This window comes from Methylocaldum szegediense (assembly GCF_949769195.1).
Taxonomy (GTDB): Bacteria; Pseudomonadota; Gammaproteobacteria; order Methylococcales; family Methylococcaceae; genus Methylocaldum; species Methylocaldum szegediense.
Genome location: NZ_OX458333.1, coordinates 230,746 through 248,257, shown reverse-complemented (window position 1 = coordinate 248,257; position 17,512 = coordinate 230,746). Strand labels below are relative to the sequence as shown.

Here is a 17,512-nt window from a genome sequence, read left to right as displayed (position 1 = left end):
TCGGGAAGGATTCAAAGCGAATGGTAACGACCTGTTTTTGCAACGAGCATATGGGTGGGTGATTTATGACCTGCTAAAACAGGAGATACAACTGTTTGAACAAGGTAAGCTCTCGCCGGGCAAGGTTGTCGTCCGGTTGGAGGAATGGCTTGCTGTCACCGCCGATGTAAAAATGACCCCTGACACCGAAGTAAATTTGACCCCTTGGGGGAAAATGGCGGCTTTTTTGAGCCGCGGAAATGTTGACTCAGGAGCAGTCAGTGGAGATCAAAGTATTGGCCCGACAGGGCCATGGCATCAAAGCCATCGCGCGGGAGCTGGGCGTCTCGCGCAACACGGTACGCAAGTACCTGCGCAGCGAAAGCGCGTTGCCCCGGTACCGGCTGCGGGCGCCCCGCCCCTGCAAGTTGGATCCCTTCAAAGCCTATCTGCAGCAACGCATCGAGGCGGCACGTCCGCATTGGATTCCGGCCACGGTGCTGCTGCGAGAGCTTCGTGAACGGGGCTATGCAGGCGGCATCAGCCAGCTCAAGGCGTATCTCGCCCCCTTCAAACGGCGACCGGAAGAACCGGTGGTCCGCTTTGAAACCCCACCGGGCCGCCAGATGCAGGCCGATTTCACGACGATCCGGCGGGGGCGCGATCCGCTCAAAGCCTTCGTGGCCACGCTGGGGTTCAGTCGCGCCACGTTCGTGCGCTTTTCCGACCGCGAGGACAGCGCGGCCTGGTTGACGGGGCTGCGCGAGGCCCTCCACTACTTCGGCGGGGTGCCCGAAGAGGTGCTGTTCGACAATGCCGGCGCCATCATCACCGAACGGGACGCCTACGGTGAAGGCCGGCACCGCTGGCACCCGGCCCTGTACGCGCTGGCCGGGGCGTATGGCTTCCGGCCCAAGGTCTGCCGGCCGTACCGGGCCCAAACCAAGGGCAAGGTGGAGCGCTTCAACGGATACCTGAAAGCCAGCTTCATCACGCCACTGGCGGCCACGCTCAAGAGCGCCGGCTTGACACTCGATGTCGAGACCGCCAATGCCCAGATCGGCCCCTGGCTCGATCAGGTGGCGCATCAACGGGTGCACGGCACCACCGGCGTACAGCCCGCGGTGCGATTGGCCGAAGAGCGCCTCGCCCTGCGGCCGTTGCCGGTTCAGGCACCCCAAGGCTTGCCGGCACCCCAGCGGCACGTTGGCCGCGTCTTGCCCCATGACAGCCTGCAACATCCCCTGTCGGTGTACGACCAGTTGCTGGAGGTGACGGCATGAATCTGCAGCACGCCCGGATTACCGAACTCAGCCAAAGCCTGAAGCTCGAGCGGATCGGGTCGGACTGGCCCCACCTGGCCCAGCAGGCCGCCGATCGCGAGGAGAGCTTTGCCGACTTCCTCGAGAAACTGCTCATCGCCGAGGCCAAGGCCCGCGCCGAACGCACCCGGCAGACCTTGCTCAAGATGGCCACCTTGCCGGTCGTGAAGACTTTGGAGCAGTACGACTTTGCTTTCTCCTTGGGAGCGCCCCGGGCCCAGCTCCAGGAACTGGCGGGTTTGAGCTTTATCGAGCGCACCGAGAACATCGTCCTGCTCGGCCCCAGCGGGGTTGGTAAAACCCATCTGGCGATCGCCTTGGCCTACCGCGCGGTGATGGCCGGCCTCAAGACACGCTTCGTCACCGCCGCCGATCTGATGTTGCAACTCACCGCCGCACACCGCCAGGAGCGTCTCAAGGAGTACTTCAACCGGGTCGTGATGGCGCCCAGGCTGTTGGTCATCGATGAGATCGGCTATCTGCCGCTCGGACGTGACGAAGCGAATCTCTTCTTCAACGTCGTCGCCAAGCGCTACGAGCGCGGCAGCCTGATTCTCACCAGCAACCTGCCGTTCACCCAGTGGGCGGGCACCTTTGCCGATGATCAGACCCTGACGGCCGCGATGCTGGATCGGCTCCTGCATCACGCCCACATCGTGCAAATCACCGGCGACAGTTACCGATTGAAGGACAAGCGCAAGGCAGGAACAACCCCGCCGCAGACAGCGGCCGTCGAATAACTTTTGGGCCTCAAGGGGTCAATTTTACTTCGGCGATAAACCCTCAAAAGGGGTCACTTTTCAGTCGGCGTTGACAGCTTGCCGAGTATCGGCGCCTGGAAGCTAATGAAAGACCTGGCATGCTGCACTCACTGTTGCTAGCTCAGGTGCTCAAGGTTAGTCGAGTTTGGCCAGGTTTTCTCGCGTTTGCGCGTTGGTGGGGGCCGGAATATTGTCGGCCAGAAGACAAACAGCCTTATCGAGCCGATGATGGAAGGCTTCTACCTAGTTTGGAGATGCGGCTCTTCCATGCTATTGATCGGGAAGTATCTCATCGTGCGGATGCTCTACCGATTGACCTACTGGCTTGGGCAGAGAATCAATTGCATGTCGGTCTGAAACTCGCTCCGGACGACCCGTGGCTTCGCTACTACAAGAGTAAGCTGCTACTCGATAAGGGGAGAAGGGCTGAGGCCCGTGACTGGTTTATACCGGTGGTTCGGCGGCACGAACGGGCATCATGGGTGCGGGATTTCTTGGGTAGAACATTCGGGCCCGACGACGTGGACAAAGCGATAACCTGCTACTTCCGCGCTGTTCAAACGGCTAAACGTCCGCAGGAATTAGCAAGGACTCGGATTGCGTTGGCGCGTTTACTTGCCGCGGAAAAACGATTTGAGGAAGCAACCATTCAGGTGCGCAAGGCGTTGGAGTATCGCTCTCAGAACAATTTCTCGATCCCTCAACCGCTTTTGCAGATGGCTAGAGCCAGTTGGTTTCGCTCGCGGGCGAGTCGAACTGATTTGCCAAGTGAGCCCGACGTAAGTGACGCTGCCGACGCCATCGCTTTTGGCGATCAGTTGAGAAGACTTTCCTACAGGTTAGGAGTAATAGACAACCAGAATGTCCAGAGGTCTTTAGCGCACGTGGCGTTTTCCGTGGACGAAGGCATTATCCTGCAATACACGCGGTTTAAAGGGATCTCGGAGATGAAAGTAGGAGATCTAGTTGAGGTGGCGTTGGAGGACGATGGGCAGCGCGCCGTTAGATGGCGGAAGTCCACGGCGAATGGGATTCCCGGCTTCTGTCAGCAGTTTTCTGGTGAGCTAACCCAGCGCCAAGGACAATTGTTCGGATTTATCGTTACCGACGACAAATACCGGATCTTTGTCCACCCGAATTTGATCAGGCAAGCCGCCATCGTGCCGGGAACCCGGGTCGTATGTCGGGCAAAGATGAGCAAGGATAAGAAAGGGACAACTGGATGGCAGGCATTGACAATGGGGGTGTCAAGTTAACTGTATAACGAGTACCCTAACCGCGCTGAATTGACGGATAGAGTCGTTGGAGCTTGATCCGCGCATCGCCGGTTGTAAAGCGCCAGTTCACCGTGTCGCTCGCTGCGTTGCGTGAGTTCTGCCAGGCCGCGACCTCCCGGGTCCGGGTATCCAGGTCGGCGATGCAGCGGTCGAGGCATTGGCTCGCCAGGGCGCTCAATTCGATTTCCGCCATGTTCAGCCAACTGCCGTGTTTGGGCGTGTGATGGATTTCCAGGCGCGCGATCAGCCGACGCGGCTCGTCCGGTGGAAAGGCTTGGTAGAGCGAGGCCAGTTTGTGCGTATTGAGGTTGTCCATGACCAAGACGATCTGCACTCGTCCAGGCAGACCTGGGGCCGCAAAGGATCGTAGGGGCGGGCATAGACTTCCAGGGGGTCCCTCCATCGCGCAGACGAATTCCACGTTGGCCTCGGGCGGAATGACCCATTGCTTCCTTAGCCAAGGCTTGAGTTCGTTTTTTCGAGCGTGGTTCGTACGCACTCGGCACTCAGGGGCGGCACCACGTCCAGTTCCACCATGCGTTGCGCCAACAGTTTCAGTGTTCACCGTGTGCGACCCTCCGGCGCAGGACCACAGGCCAGCGCGATCAGTCGGGCTTCCTGGGCACCATCCAGCTTGCGGGACGCCGGTCGGGTGGGCTTGCGGCGGTACAAGGCCGCCTCCAAGCCGGATTCCACAAACTCTTGCCACACCGGTGCACGGTTGACAGACTCGTGTCCAAAGTCTGTATGATCGCTCCATCCTTCCAGCCCGGCCCCGCTTCGCTTTCGTCCGCTTTCAAGAGAATGCGGGCTCGGGTGGCCGTGGTCGACGCATGGCGGCCTTTGGACAACAATTCTTCTAAGCGTTGGCGGTTCGGCTTCGGTCAGGCGAACCCACATAACGGGGCATGGCGTGATCTCCGGTACATAAGGTAAAACCATGACCTCACACGAACTCCGTTCGATTGTCAACTTAAAGCGGTTAGGGCACAAGAGCGAAACCAATATCCAGCGCAATTGGATATACCTTGACTGCACTGTCGACAAGGATATTCGGACTGATGCGATATAACCCTAAGGGGCAGTGGACACACCCTGATTTCGGTTCCCTCGGATTCGACTGATCGTGCTGTTTTTTGTGTATTGCTCTCCGAGGGAACTGATTTAACCGTCGAACTACTCGACACAACCGGATAGGGAGATCCTGCATGACCGTCAACCCGGGCTTTTTCTCGTCTTTCAAACCCCTCCTGCTTGTAGCAGCCTTGGCAGCGGCCCCTGGCTTCGACAACGCGGCGGCGGCGGCGGACAGCGATGCTAGCCGAAATCCCTGGGCGGTCAACCTCACACTCTACGCTTGGCTGCCCGGCGTGGACGGCCGATTTTCCCCGGGGCAGTTCAGCAAGTCGGTCGAAGCCACCTTCATCGACATCTCTGAAGAACTCAGGAACTTCCCGCGGGCCTTTATGGGACGGCTCGAAGCGCATTACGAGCGGCTGGGGTTCTATCTGGACGGCAATTACGTGGATCTGGATTTCGAGCCCCGGTTCGCGCGCGGCATCAGCAGAGGCTTGTCAAGCCAGTTGGGTGTCCTGGAGTATAGTGCCATGTACCGCGTGTTCGGCTCGGCCGCGTCGGAACGCATCGCCCGCTGGGGCGAGAAACCACGCTCCAACGCGCTCGAGCTCTATGCCGGCGGACGCACCCTCTGGCTGGACAATCAGGTCGAGTTCAGGGGCATCGGCAGCGCCTCGGCCAGTAAGAGCCTCACCAGTCCGGTCATTGGTGCGGTTCACGGTGGAATTCAGCCCGGAATGGTTCGTCCTGGTGGACGGTAACCGTGGCGGCTTTGGTGTGGACGACATCGACTTCGCCAGGTCCATTCTGGGACTGGTTGGCTACCGCACCACCCTGTTCGGCATGCCCGCCTCGCTGGAAGCCGGGTACAGAGCCCTACGCCTGGATTCGAGCAGGCGCATCATTGACACCGATGTGACCCTGAGCGGTTCGTTCCTCGGACTGACGGGTTATTGGTAGACATCGAGATGTGTAGTTTGGGCATGCACTTGTGTCCAACACGGATGGGCTGAAAACACATTGGAGACCTCACCGATGCGCATCATTCCTTCCATCTCGCTCAGGCTTCGACCGTTGGTTTTTTTCCTGAGTTTGATCCTGTTGATGAATGGAGCCGCCCTTGCCGAGAGGAAGGCCGCCGACCCGCTGCCTTCTTGGAACAGCGGCCAAACGAAGCAAGCCATCCTGGCGTTCATAAAGAAGGTGGCCGACAGGAAGAGCAGCGATTACGTTCCGCCCGCCAAACGCATCGCCGTGTTCGACAACGACGGCACCCTGTGGGCCGAGCAACCGCTGTATTTCCAGGGACTGTTCGCGCTCGACCGGGTGAAGGTGCTGGCCCCACAACATCCCGAATGGAAGGAGCGGCAGCCGTTCAAGGCCGTGCTGGAAAACGATCTGACGGCACTCGCGGCGGGCGGCGACAAGGGACTGGTGGAATTGGTCATGGCCACCCATGCCGGCATGACCACTACCGAGTTCGAGGCCATCGTCAAGGACTGGCTGGCGACGGCCCGGCATCCCAGATTCCGGCGGCCTTACACCGAGCTGGTCTACCAGCCCATGCGGGAGCTGCTGGCCCACCTCCGCGCCAACGGTTTCAAGACCTACATCGTCTCCGGCGGCGGGGTCGATTTCATGCGGCCTTGGGTGGAAAAGGTCTACGGTATTCCGCCTGAACTGGTGGTGGGGAGCAGTATCAAGACCAAGTTCGAACTGCGCGACGGCAAACCGGTGCTGGAGCGGCTGCCGGAGGTGGATTTCATCGACGACCGGGCGGGCAAACCGGTGGGCATCCACAAGTTCATCGGACGAAGGCCCATCGCCGCTTTCGGCAATTCGGACGGCGACCTTCAGATGCTGCAATGGACGGCGGACGGTGACGGGCCGCGTCTCATGGCGCTAGTCCACCACACCGACGCCGAGCGCGAATGGGCCTATGACCGCGAGTCGTCCGTCGGCCGGCTTGACCAAGCGCTCGACGAAGCAAAGAGTCGCGGCTGGGTAGTGGTAGACATGAAGCGGGACTGGAAGCGGGTGTTTCCATTTTCCGAGTGATCCGAGTAATTCCATTCGGCATTCGAGTGGACATTAATCGTAGGATGGGTAGAGCGAAGCGAAACCCATCGATGGTGGATTAGCCCCTCGGTTCCGCTCAGGACAGGCCCTTCGACGGACTCAGGACAGGCTCCACCTAACCCACCGATTGAAGGCCGCTCGGTGAGTTACGGCCTCGCAGCCTAACCCACACTACAAAGTTGATTCCCCGTTGAAAGGTTGAATGCGCTTTTGAACAAGCGTTCGATGCGCACGCATTCAAGGCCTGAACCGAGGTCAAAAAGCCGTGTTCGGGCGTATCGAGTTGGGTACGGCTTGCCTTACAGCACCAAAGTCCGGTAGAGGCGGATGCCGGGCTTAGCCGTGGCACTCAAGAGGGATGCAAAACAAAGAATTAAGGGGTACAGGGATGGCCAAAGCCGGAATGGGATCGGTAAGAAGTCCTCTGGACCGAAGGCCCGGCGATTTCGAACAGGTCTATTGATCGGGAAGAGATCAATCACGACCAACCGCAATTCACAAGGAGAGCCTAATGGCACTCAAGGAATACAAATCCGGCCAGGCCTTTTCCGACGTGATAGGCCGCACCTTCGACGTCTCCCAGCCGGCATGGCCCGCACCCGACCGGGCGCGAGAAGGCGCGCCGAACGTGTTGTTCATCGTGCTGGACGACACCGGCTTCGGCCAGCTCGGTTGCTACGGCAGTCCGATCAACACGCCCCACCTGGATGCGCTGGCCGCCGACGGACTGCGCTATAACAACATGCACACCACCGCGCTGTGTTCGCCGTCGCGCTCGTGCATACTGACCGGGCGCAATCATCATTCCAATGGAATGGCCTGCATCACCGAAGGTTCGACAGGCTATCCCGGCGGCAATGGCTACATTCCGTTTGAGAACGGGATGCTGTCGGAAATCCTGCTGCAGCATGGGTACAACACCTACGCCATCGGCAAATGGCATCTGACGCCTGCGGAAGCCACGTCGGCGGCCGGCCCCTTCGACCGCTGGCCTTTGGGTCGCGGCTTCGAGCGCTACTACGGCTTTCTCGGCGGCGACACGCACCAGTACTATCCCGAACTCGTGCGCGATAATTCTGGGCCGACAAGTACAAGGGCAAGTTCGACGCCGGCTGGGACGCGTACCGCCAGCAGGTGTTCGAAAAGCAGAAGGCACTAGGTCTCGTGCCCGCGAACACGAAGCTGTCGCCGCACGATCCCGACGTGCAGGACTGGAACACGCTCTCGGGCGACGAGCGGCGCCTGTATGCGCGCATGATGGAGGTCTTCGCCGGTTTCCTGGAGCACACCGACCACTATATCGGCGAGCTGATCGCGTTTCTCAAGGATCTGGGCGAATACGAGAACACCCTGATCATGGTAATCTCGGATAACGGCGCCAGCGCCGAGGGCGGGCCGAACGGCTCGGTCAACGAAGGCAAGTTCTTCAACAACGTGCCCGACGACCTCCAGAAGAATCTGGCGGCGATCGACGACATCGGCGGACCGAAATACTTCAACCACTATCCCTGGGGCTGGACCCGCGTCGGCAACACACCGTTCCGCCGCTGGAAGCGCAAGACCTACCGCGGCGGCGCCTCGGATCCGTTCATCGTCTGCTGGCCCAAGGGCATCAAGGCCAAGGGCGAGATCCGCGAGCAGTATTGTCACGTGATCGACCTGGTGCCGACGGTGTTGGATGCACTGGATATCGAGCCGCCCACGCACATTCGCGGCGTCACCCAGTCGCCGATCCAGGGATTCAGCCTCAAGTCGTCCTTCGATGATGCCAAGGCGCCCGCCTTGCACGTCACTCAATATTTCAAAATGTTCTGCCACCGCTCGCTCTACCATGACGGCTGGCGGGCGGCGTGCCCGTGGCCGGGCACCTCGTTTACCGAGTCCGGCCTGTCCTTCGGTGCCCCCGTCGATTACGCCAAGCTCATCGAGCTCGATGTCAAGGGGTGGGAGCTCTACAACGTCAGGGAGGATTTCGCCGAGACCGACAACCTAGCCGAGAAAGAGCGCGATCGGCTGATCGCCATGATCGGCATGTGGTACGTCGAGGCCGGAAAGTACAACGTGCTGCCGATCGACAGCCGCGGTGTCGCGCGGTTAGCGGATGAGCGGCCGCAGATCGCCGTCGATCGCGAAAAGTACGTGTATTACCCGGGGCACACAAATGGTGCCGACCAACGCTGCGCCACACCTGGTCAATGTGCCGCATTCCGTGTCGGTACACGCGAACGTGCCCAAGGGCGGCGCGGAGGGCGTGCTGTTTTCCATGGGCGGCAACGACGGCGGCTTCGCGTTCTATGTTCAGAACGGCAAGCTCACCTACGGCTACAACTACCTCGCCGACCAGCGCTTCAAGGTGCGGTCGGACACCGTAATTCCCGAAGGCGACCAAATCTTCAGCTTTGAGTTCGCGCCGACGGGGGAGCCCGACATCCCCACGGGCAAGGGTGTCCTGGCGAACGTCAAGCTGTTTGTCGATGGCAAGCCGGTCGGCAGCGGCGATCTGCCGGTGACCATTCCGCTGTCGCTGGGGCTGGCGGCGGGCTTTTCCGTCGGCGTCGACGCGGGCTCGCCGGTCATGACCGACTACCAGCCTCCGTTCGCGTTCACCGGCACGGTGAAGAAAGTCCTGGTGGACATCTCGGGCGAGCCGATCGAGGACATGGAGGCGAAGATGCGGATGTACCTCGCCCGCCAGTAGAAGCGCGCGACAGGCAGTCACTGCATTGGCTGGGGCGAGCGTCGGCGGTCAAGGCCAACTCGTTGGACAAGCCGTTCGTCGACACACTTTAGGAGGTACAAGACATGAGTGGTTTCCCTGATGTTCCGGCCGCAGCACCGGCCGGGCATGGTCTGGATACCCGGCGGCACCTTCCTCATGGGTTCGGACCGGCACTACCCGGAGGAGGCACCGGGACACCGCGTGACGGTGGACGGGTTTTGGATCGACCGCACACCGGTCACAAACCGCAAGTTCCGAGAGTTCGTGAACGCCACCGGCTACATCACCTTGAATTCACGCCGGGCAACCGTCAGATGGCGAACACCTGGCAGGGCGCGTTTCCGCATGAGAACCTGAAGACCGACGGTTACGAGCGCACCTCGCCGGTCACGGCGTTTCCGCCCAACGGCTATGGTCTGCACGACATGATCGGCAACGTCTGGGAATGGACCGCTGACTGGTATTCGCCCGGGCACGAGTTCGACGCGTCGCGCCCCTGCTGTGCCGTGCATGATCCCCGTGGCGGCAGCGAGGAAGCGAGCTACGATGCTTGCCAACCGGATGTTCGCATTCCGCGCAAGGTGCTGAAGGGCGGCTCTCACCTCTGTGCGCCAAACTATTGCCGTCGCTATCGGCCCGCCGCACGCCATCCGCAACCAGTCGATACTTCAACGAGCCACGTCGGATTCCGTTGCGTCATCCGCGGCGCCGGGCCCACGCCGTGAACCGGGCGAAATGCAGCAAGATGAAGGAGGACAAGGAGTTGTGAGCTATGCCGAAGCGGTTCCCTCTCGAAGGAACTCGCAGTTTCGAACTCTTCGAGCCCATCGAACCGTTCGCCCGGTCCGGACACGCAGGAGTACACGCATGACCGCATTCCCTCACGGCGCCCATTGCCGGTCTACTCGCTGGCCGAGCTCCTGCGCGAGAGCGGCGAGGAAGAAGTGACCACGGGGACATTTTAACAGGAATCGAAGCGCATACTCAGGATCGAAGTGGACGGCGGTGTCTGGCTCAAGCCGGGCGCCGCCATCGCTTACCGCGGCGATCTTCGCTTCGAACGGCTGCCCACGCTCCAAGCCCGGAACCTGAAAGACATGATCCAGCGCGAAGCTGGTGCCCTTGGTGCGCGCGGTTGGTCGAGGGCGGCTCTACTGCGCGCACCATGGGTGGCATCTTCGGGTCCTTCATCTTGCGGGCGAAGCCCTGTGTGTTTCGGCGGAAGAAATTCTGGCTTTCGAGGAGACCCTCGAACACGAGATATTTCTGGTTGGCAAGGGAATCGGCGTCGCCGCGGGGGGTCTATTCGGGATAATGTTCTCCGGAACCGGTGCCATGGCGTTCGGCGTCCACGGCAGTCCGCTGACGCTGCCGGTGACTCCAGCAAATCCGGTAAGCACCGATCCGCACGCCACCCTGGCCTGGTCGGGCGAGCTGGTACCGGAGTTGAAAATGGATCTGAGTTGGCGCTCGGTGTTCCGGCATGGAGAGCACGAACCCTTTCAGATGTTCTTTCAAGGCGAAGGGTTCGTCGTTGTCCATCCGGCCGAAGATCAGGCTCGGTTCCGGCTGAAAGGAGACAGGTGGCTGAAAGCCCTGCTCAAGGTCTAATGGCTCGGCGCTGCGCTTGAACCGGTATAACCGGTGCAATCCGAGGCCGCGCGGCCAAGGTTGGGGTTGCCCGGGCTGAATGATCCGGCGCCGTGCGCGTCCCATGACAATCGTCTGCCATTAAAGGAGGTACAAATGGCAAATCAAGGCACACCCGCAAAGGACAGACCGAACATTCTGGTCATCTGGGGGGATGACATCGGCATCACCAATCTCAGCTGCTACAGCGACGGACTGATGGGCTACCGCACGCCCAACATCGACCGGATCGCGAACGAAGGCATGCGCTTCACCGACGCCTATGGCGAGCAGAGCTGCACGGCGGGGCGCGCCTCCTTCATCACCGGGCAGAGCGTCTTCCGTACCGGCCTCTCCAAGGTCGGGGTTCCGGGCGCCACCGTGGGTCTCCAGGCGGAAGACCCGACCATCGCCGAACTGCTTAAGAATCAAGGCTATGCCACGGGCCAGTTCGGCAAAAACCACCTCGGCGACCGCAACGAGTATCTGCCCACCGTTCATGGCTTCGACGAGTTTTTCGGCAACCTCTATCACCTGAATGCCGAAGAGGAACCGGAATTGCCCGATTTTCCGAACCCGAAAGACTTCCCGCATTTCCGTGAGCGATTCGGCCCCCGTGGGGTTCTGCACTGCTGGGCGACCGACCGGGAGGATGAGACGGTGGACCCTCGCTTCGGCAAGGTTGGCAAGCAGAAGATCGAGGACACCGGCCCGTTAACTAAAAAGCGCATGGAGACCTGCGACGGCGAGTTCTGCGCCGCTGCCAAGGATTGGATCAAGCGCCAGCATAGGGCCGGCAAACCCTGGTTCTGCTGGCTCAACACGACCCATATGCATCTCCGCACCCATCCCAAGCCCGAGAGCATCGGACAGGCTGGCCGCTGGCAATCCCCTTACCACGATACCATGATCGACCATGACAAGCTGGTGGGCGAGATGCTGAACCTCCTGGACGAACTGGGCATCGCGGACAACACCATCGTCATGTACTCGACCGACAACGGTCCGCACATGAATACCTGGCCGGACGGCGCTATGACGCCCTTCCGCAACGAGAAGAACTCCAACTGGGAGGGCGCCTTCCGCATCCCGCTGCTGCTACGCTGGCCCGGCAAGATCCCGGCGGGCGTCGTTTCCAACGAAATCGTCCACCACCATGATTGGCTGCCGACGTTTCTCGCGGCGGCGGGCGAGCCCGATATCGTGGAAAAGTGCAAGCAGGGCTACCAGGCAGCGGGTAAGACCTTCAGGGTCCATATCGACGGCTACAACCTGCTGCCCTACCTGACCGGGCAGGAAAAGAAGAGTCCCCGGCAGGGGTTCATCTATTTCAACGACGACGGCGATCTGGTCGCTTTGCGCTACGACAACTGGAAGGTGGTCTTCATGGAGCAGCGCGTCGAAGGGACCCTGCGCATCTGGGCCGAGCCGTTCGTACCGCTGCGGCTTCCCAAGCTCTACAACCTCAGGACCGATCCGTTCGAGCGCGCCGACATCACCTCGAACACTTACTACGACTGGTTCCTCGACCACGACTACATCGTCTTTGCAGCGCAAAAGATTGCGGCCGAGTTCGCAGCGACGTTCAAGGACTTCCCGCCGCGCCAGAAGGCGGCCAGCTTCACCATCGACCAGGCCCTAGCGAAGATGAACGAGGTTGCCAGCGGCGCCGGGCGCTAAGCGTCCGCGGAGGGTAGACCTGAGAACCGCTCTAACCTTCTGCTCGTAAGCCAACGCGCTCACTGGCGATGACGCTATAAAAGGCCGGCACCACGAACAGAGTGAAGAGCGTGCCGATCGCCATCCCGGCGCCCAACACGAAGCCGATAGCGAAGCGGCTTTCGGCGCCGGGCCCGGAAGCGAACCAGAGCGGAATCATGCCGACCAGAGTCGCGATTGTGGTCATCAGAATGGGGCGGAGGCGTATCGCCGCCGCGGTCTCCATCGCCCGGCGCCGATCTAGCCCTTCGCGCTTCTGGACCTCGTTGGCGAATTCCACCAGCAGAATGCCGTGGCGAATGATGGAGCCGATCAGGGTCAGAAGGCCTACCTGGGTGTAGATGTTGACGGTGACCACTCCCAGCGCCATGAACAAAAGAGCCCCGGCCAGCGACATGGGCACGCTGACCAGCATGATGGCGGGATCGCGGAAGCTCTCGAATTGTGCGGCCAACACCAGATAAATGAGGATCACCGCCAGGAAAAACGCCGTGACCAGCTCCGTGCTCTCCTGCACGTACTGCCGCGACTGCCCTTTCCAGTCGGTGACGTATCCAGCGGGCAAGGTTTCCGCCACGGTCGTCCTCAGAAAATCCACCGCTTCGCCGAGCGTCACCCCAGGCGCCGGAACTCCGGATAAGGTGGCCGCGTTGAGCTGGTTGAACCGGGCCAGTTCCCGCGGCTCCACCGTTTGTGTCAGACGGATGACGGTCGAGGCGGGAATCAGGCTGCCATTCCGGGCGCGGAGATAATAGTTTTCGAGCTGTTTGGGGTGCAGCCGATAAACCCGCTCCACCTGCGGAATGACCCGGTAGCTGCGGTCCCGAACGCTGAAATAATTGACATAGCCTTCGCTCAGCAGCGTGGAAAGGTCGCCGCCCAATTGCTGCATGTCGATACCGAGATCGGCCGCCTTGGCACGGTCGATTTCCACCTGTACCTGGAGCCGGTCGTAGTGGAGATCGGTTTCGATGTAGTCGAATTTGCCGCTTTGCCGTGCCCTTTCCAGCACCCGCTGTACCACATCGTAAAGTGCCTCGGTTTCTTCGGTGGTGCCGATGACCCATTGCACCGGGGTGCCGCCGCCGGCGCCCGGCAGCGCAGGCGGAGGAAACACCGCGCTCTGCAGGCCGGCGATGCCATTCACCCGATTCTGCAATTCGGGCATAACGTCGAATTGCGTTTGCTCCCGCTTTTCCCAATCTCGCATGGACATGCCGGCGAAAGCCTGATAAGCGCTGCCCACGCCCCCTCCGCCCGGCATCACGCCGTTGATAACGAACGAATGGTCAGTGGCGTTGAAACCCTCGATGATCTCGCCGACCCGCTTCGTCCAGCGTTCCAGGTAGTCGATGGAGACGTTGGGATCGGCCGTGGCCTGCACGATGAGAAAGCCTTGGTCTTCGGTCGGCGCCAGCTCGTCCTCGGCAGCGGTATAGAGAAAAAAGCAGGCGATCAGCACCACGCCGCCGAACAGCAGCACCTGCCAGCGCTGATCCAAGGCGGTGTGGAGGAGGCGACCGTAGTGCTCGGCTACCCATCCGAAACCTGCCTCCAGCCGCCGGCTGAGCCCGTGTTTTTCGGTTTCCCGCCTGAGCAGCTTGGAGCACAGCATGAACGACAAGGTCAGGCCGACGACGCCCGAGATCAGCGTCGCCCCCACCACGGTAAAGGCGAACTCGGTGAAGAGATTCCCGGTAAGTCCAGTCATGAAGCCTATGGGCGCGTACACCGCCACCACCACGATGTTCATGGCGACGATGGGCGCTGCCAGTTCGCGTCCGCTTTCGAGGGCCGCCTCGAACCGGCTCTTGCCCTCCTCCATGTGGCGGTGGACGTTCTCCACGATGACGATGCCGTCGTCCACGACCATGCCGATGGCAAGGATCAGCGCCAAGAGGGTCAGGAGATTGATGGTGAATCCCATGACCAGGATTAGGAACAGCGAGCCCACCAGCGATAGCGGCATGGCCACGGCGGGCACCAGCGCGGCGCGGGCCGACCCCAGGAATAGATAGATGACGCCGGTCACGATGGTCAGCGCCTCGGCCAGCGAAACCAGCACCTCGCGCATCGAGTCGCGGATGAAGTCGGTGCTGTCGTAGACGATGACACCCCGGATGCCCGCGGGCAGTTGCCGCTGGATGTCGGGAAAGACTTCGCGCACGCTCGCCGCGACATCTAGCGTATTGGCCGTGGGCGCCGCCTCCACGGCGATGAACACCCCCGGAACGCCGTCGAAATACACCGAGGTGTTGTAGGATTCCGCGCCCAGGGACACGTCCGCCACATCCCGCAACCGGATCAGCGCGCCGTTGTCCTCACGTACCACCAGCCGCTCGAACTCCTCCACCGAATGCAGGTTGGTCGCGGCGTCCAGCGAGATGGAGAGCATCGGTCCCTTGGTCGATCCTACCGCCGCGATGAAGTTGTTGGCTTCGAGCGCCGCGCGGACGTCGGTCGACGTGACCCGGAACGCCGCCATGCGCTTCGGGTCCAGCCAGATGCGCATGGCGACCGTCTGCCCACCCAGAACCGGCGCCTCCTGCACGCCAATCAGGGTTTCCAGCCGGGGCCGAACGGCGCGATTGAGATAATCGGTCACCTGGTTGCGTTCCAGCACCTCGCTGTAAAAGGCGATGTACATGGCGGCGGTCGGCTCGCCCGGAGTGACGGTGACGATTGGGTCCTCGCTCCCCGGCGGCAATCGGTTCCGCACCTGGTTGATTTTGGTGATGATCTGGGCGACCGCGGCGTTGGGATCGTAATTGAGCAGGAGCCGCGCACGGATGGTGCTGGTCCCCTGGACGCTGGTGGATTCGAGATAGTCGATGCCCTCGGCGGTGGCGATGGCCTGTTCCAGGGGCGTGGTGATGAATCCCCTGACGAGTTCTGCGTCGGCGCCGAAATACGGGGTCGAGATGGTGATGACCGTGGAGTAGGTCTCGGGATACTCGCGGACATTGAGGGACTGAATCGCCCGCAACCCCAGAATCAGAATCACCAAGCTGACCACCGAGGCCAGAACCGGCCGCTTGATAAAGAGATCGGTAAAACCGCCCATCTAAGGCCCCTTGGGTATGGGGTCCACTTCCGGCAGTACGTCCTCGTCGGAAATAAGCACCCGCGCTCCGTCGCTGAGCTTGAGCTGGCCCGAGGTAACCACCCTGTCGCCGGGCTCGATGCCCTTTCGAATTTCCACCCGAATGCCCCGCCGTTCGCCGGCGGTGACGAAGACTCTTTGAACCCGATAGATACGCTGACCCGAAGCCGAGGCGGAAGAAGTTGCCGGATCGACGCGATTTTCACGCCTGCCCGCATGGTCGCCGGGCGGTGTAGCGCCATCTTCTTCCTCGCGGATCAAAAATACGACATCGCCATACGGGCTGTAGCTGACTGCCGTGGCGGGAACCGTCACCACCCGGCGCCGGTCGGGAAGCGTCACGATGACATCGGCAAACATACCCGGCCGGAGCAGGCGGTCCGAGTTGGGGAGGGTCGCGCGTACATTGAAATTATGGGTTTCCTGTTCAACCCCAGGACTCACCGCGCTGATTTCGCCCTCGAACGGCCGATCGGGATAGGCATCAACCTGTACCCGGATCGGCAGACCCGGTCCGACTACGCCGTAGTGACGCGCAGGCAAGGTGAAATCCGCATAGATGGGGGCGATCGACTGCAAATCGACCACGGCCTGCCCTGGTTCTAGATATTGCCCGAGATTGACGTAGCGGAGCCCGAGTACCCCGGAGAAAGGCGCCTCGATTCGCTTCTTGCCGATCAGCACCCGCTGCTCGCGGACCTGCGCTTCCAACGTCTCCACCCGGGTGGCTGCCTGCTCCCGCTCGGACTCCGATACGAAGCGCCGCTGCGCCAGTTCGCGGATTCGTGCCAGATCGCGGCGCGCCTGTTCGGCCTCCGCTTCCAGGCGCGCCAACCGTGCCCGGTCGATATCGGTATTGAGTTGCACCAGGGTTGAACCCTGCTCCACCTCGGCGCCCGATTCGAAGCCGATGGCTTCAACCATGCCCGCCACTTCGGTGGTCACTTGCACGCCCTGCACGGCGCCGAGGTGGCCGATGGCGTCCAGCTCGGTCCGCCAGACCTCCACCTCGGCGCGCGCGGCCGTCACCGTGACGGGAGGCATCTCGGGCGGTTCCTCGGAACCCCGTTCCCCAGCCATCCGAGACCAGATCCAGTAACCGACCAAGGCCAAAACGGCAAGAACGGCGAAACCGGCCAAGATCCGCCACCGGAACACGCCTCCAAACACGCTTTCCTTTTCATGCGCCAAACGCTGAGCCATGCGCCGGATCAACGGCGCGGCCAACAAGTCACCGGCAGCGACTTGAAGTCTTGGCAAATTCCAAACCAGCGGCTTCCCCGACGCTCCTCCGCATCCAAAGCTTGTTGACTCGGTTCGCGAATATGACTGTGATCTTCCTCGCCGAGCGCCGGCACTCCGGCACGTGGTCCGACCAAGGCGGTTTCGAGGCCAGTCCAGCGGACACCCATCGGGCCTTGCAACGAGCGCATTTCGGCCGAGCCGGCAACACTCGGTTGAACTCCGATAAAACCATCGCCCGTGTAGAACGGCGCCCAACAGCCATCGGCGACCCACTCGGCACTGAACGATACTGAAACGGCCGGAATCATAAGCAAAACGCTGGGTTCCTCTGTCAACGGCGGCTGGGCGCCAGTATCAGGCGCCGCAGGAAGGACCATCTCTTCGACCATCATGGTCAAGCCTGGCACGCCGCGCGACAGACCCACCACAACCCCGAATCCGAGGCGCCAGAACTCTGCACGGGTTTCCGTCAGAAAAAGAGCATGAAGAGCCCGATCTCTACCAACAAGCCAATTAAGAAAATGATGGCGATCGCACCGTCCAGGAATCGCAAGATACTGCCCATGTCCCCATCTCCGCGGTTGAAATCAGATGTCGTCTAT

At 61.2% G+C, this 17,512-nt stretch carries 15 protein-coding genes and 1 pseudogene; 11 read left to right on the top strand and 5 right to left on the bottom strand.

What is annotated here, in order from left to right:
• Positions 1-239 precede the first annotated feature (239 nt).
• From istA to QEN43_RS01080, 3 genes are all read left to right on the top strand, one after another.
• Positions 240-1,262 carry an IS21 family transposase gene (istA, locus tag QEN43_RS01090; protein ID WP_026609734.1) on the top strand — a complete coding sequence of 341 codons (1,023 nt, stop codon included), beginning with the start codon at positions 240-242 and terminating at the stop codon, positions 1,260-1,262.
• Positions 1,259-2,041: an IS21-like element helper ATPase IstB gene (istB, locus tag QEN43_RS01085; RefSeq protein WP_026609733.1), complete on the top strand. Its 783-nt coding sequence runs from the start codon at positions 1,259-1,261 to the stop codon at positions 2,039-2,041. The genes istA and istB overlap by 4 nt, the downstream gene beginning before the upstream one ends.
• Positions 2,042-2,160: 119 nt before the next feature.
• Positions 2,161-3,318, top strand: a complete 1,158-nt coding sequence (locus tag QEN43_RS01080; protein ID WP_026610458.1) for a tetratricopeptide repeat protein — start codon at positions 2,161-2,163, stop codon at positions 3,316-3,318.
• 16 nt (positions 3,319-3,334) lie between these two features.
• Here QEN43_RS01080 and QEN43_RS01075 read toward each other — a convergent pair.
• Positions 3,335-4,193 (bottom strand): annotated as a pseudogene (locus QEN43_RS01075) (transposase).
• A 354-nt stretch (positions 4,194-4,547) separates the two neighbouring features.
• Here QEN43_RS01075 and QEN43_RS01070 point away from each other — a divergent pair.
• From QEN43_RS01070 to QEN43_RS01035, 8 genes are all read left to right on the top strand, one after another.
• Positions 4,548-5,177 (top strand): hypothetical protein, encoded by a 630-nt coding sequence (locus tag QEN43_RS01070; RefSeq protein ID WP_317963622.1) that lies wholly within the window; start codon positions 4,548-4,550, stop codon positions 5,175-5,177.
• Positions 5,137-5,376 carry a hypothetical protein gene (locus QEN43_RS01065; RefSeq protein WP_156912768.1) on the top strand — a complete coding sequence of 80 codons (240 nt, stop codon included), beginning with the start codon at positions 5,137-5,139 and terminating at the stop codon, positions 5,374-5,376. Before QEN43_RS01070 ends, QEN43_RS01065 begins: the two co-directional genes overlap by 41 nt.
• Positions 5,377-5,451: 75 nt before the next feature.
• Positions 5,452-6,474: an HAD family hydrolase gene (locus tag QEN43_RS01060; protein ID WP_036268880.1), complete on the top strand. Its 1,023-nt coding sequence runs from the start codon at positions 5,452-5,454 to the stop codon at positions 6,472-6,474.
• 532 nt (positions 6,475-7,006) lie between these two features.
• On the top strand, positions 7,007-7,654 hold the full coding sequence (locus tag QEN43_RS21620) for a sulfatase-like hydrolase/transferase (RefSeq protein WP_202901142.1): 648 nt from the start codon (positions 7,007-7,009) through the stop codon (positions 7,652-7,654).
• Positions 7,630-8,898: a sulfatase-like hydrolase/transferase gene (locus QEN43_RS21615; protein WP_396662175.1), complete on the top strand. Its 1,269-nt coding sequence runs from the start codon at positions 7,630-7,632 to the stop codon at positions 8,896-8,898. The genes QEN43_RS21620 and QEN43_RS21615 overlap by 25 nt, the downstream gene beginning before the upstream one ends.
• Positions 8,899-9,297: 399 nt before the next feature.
• On the top strand, positions 9,298-9,939 hold the full coding sequence (locus QEN43_RS21910; RefSeq protein ID WP_202901141.1) for a formylglycine-generating enzyme family protein: 642 nt from the start codon (positions 9,298-9,300) through the stop codon (positions 9,937-9,939).
• 391 nt (positions 9,940-10,330) lie between these two features.
• Positions 10,331-10,825, top strand: a complete 495-nt coding sequence (locus QEN43_RS01040; protein ID WP_051331714.1) for an AIM24 family protein — start codon at positions 10,331-10,333, stop codon at positions 10,823-10,825.
• A 135-nt stretch (positions 10,826-10,960) separates the two neighbouring features.
• On the top strand, positions 10,961-12,523 hold the full coding sequence (locus tag QEN43_RS01035) for an arylsulfatase (RefSeq protein ID WP_026610455.1): 1,563 nt from the start codon (positions 10,961-10,963) through the stop codon (positions 12,521-12,523).
• 31 nt (positions 12,524-12,554) lie between these two features.
• Here QEN43_RS01035 and QEN43_RS01030 read toward each other — a convergent pair whose 3' ends face one another.
• Genes QEN43_RS01030 through QEN43_RS21905 form a run of 4 tightly spaced genes read right to left on the bottom strand, consistent with a single transcriptional unit; the run spans position 12,555 to position 17,475 of the window.
• Positions 12,555-15,626, bottom strand: a complete 3,072-nt coding sequence (locus tag QEN43_RS01030; protein ID WP_026610454.1) for an efflux RND transporter permease subunit — start codon at positions 15,624-15,626, stop codon at positions 12,555-12,557.
• The gene (locus tag QEN43_RS01025; protein WP_317963621.1) at positions 15,627-16,868 is read right to left on the bottom strand and encodes an efflux RND transporter periplasmic adaptor subunit; all 1,242 of its coding nucleotides are present in this window, start codon (positions 16,866-16,868) and stop codon (positions 15,627-15,629) included.
• 8 nt (positions 16,869-16,876) lie between these two features.
• Positions 16,877-17,338: a hypothetical protein gene (locus QEN43_RS01020; protein ID WP_026610453.1), complete on the bottom strand. Its 462-nt coding sequence runs from the start codon at positions 17,336-17,338 to the stop codon at positions 16,877-16,879.
• A gap of 41 nt (positions 17,339-17,379) precedes the next feature.
• Positions 17,380-17,475 (bottom strand): hypothetical protein, encoded by a 96-nt coding sequence (locus QEN43_RS21905; protein WP_449814793.1) that lies wholly within the window; start codon positions 17,473-17,475, stop codon positions 17,380-17,382.
• Between the last annotated feature and the right edge of the window lie 37 nt (positions 17,476-17,512).